1 pseudogene is annotated in these 665 nt (G+C 57.6%); it reads left to right on the top strand.

Annotation, left to right across the window (positions count from 1 at the left end):
* Positions 1-190, top strand: a pseudogene (locus HBO23_RS33740) (hypothetical protein); the annotation flags it as partial.
* Between the last annotated feature and the right edge of the window lie 475 nt (positions 191-665).

Raw genomic sequence — 665 nt, 5'->3', positions numbered from 1 at the left:
GGCTCGGCATGCCCGCAATCCGACAGTGATTTGGGGGGCCGCCGCGATGGGCCATCCTTGGCCCAGCGCGGCTAAACCGGCATCCCTGCCGGTTTACCCCCCAAATCCCTGTCAGATTCCGGCCATCGTGTTTGACGGGGCGATTTCAGATCAAGATCACGATCAAAAGCGCAGATCAAAAGACCGCTGACTTCGCCAGCGAAAAGGATGTAAGAGCCGGAGCAACAGCAAATCCATACTCGGTCTAATGTGGGAGCTGGCTTGCCTGCGATGGCATCAACTCGGTGTGCCTGATGTACCGAGGTGTCTGCATCGCAGGCAAGCCAGCTCCCACAGAAAAGCAGCTCTTCAGTGTATGCAAATCCGCAGCCGACCTCATATTCAAAACTGCATGCGCTCCCACATTCAGACCGAGTTGTATCAAGTAGATAGGCTTTGGCTTTGCACTTGATCTGGCTTTTGCTTCAACCACTCAGGTCGGCTTTCAGGCCGCCGTGCTCTGCTTTTGATCTTGCTTTTGATCTGAGGCGCCCCGTTAACCACGATGGCCGAACGCAGGCTTGAATCCGTGGGTAACCCAGCAGGACGCCGGGTTAGCCGCGCTGGGCCAAGGATGGCCCATCGCGGCGGCCCACGGATTCAAGCCGGAGTGAGGGCACACCGAG

Origin of the sequence: Pseudomonas sp. WS 5532 (assembly GCF_012985445.1) — a bacterium.
In the GTDB taxonomy this organism is placed as follows: domain Bacteria; phylum Pseudomonadota; class Gammaproteobacteria; order Pseudomonadales; family Pseudomonadaceae; genus Aquipseudomonas; species Aquipseudomonas edaphica.
Note: the sequence above shows the minus strand (reverse complement) of the source record. Positions and strands in the feature narration are given on the sequence as shown.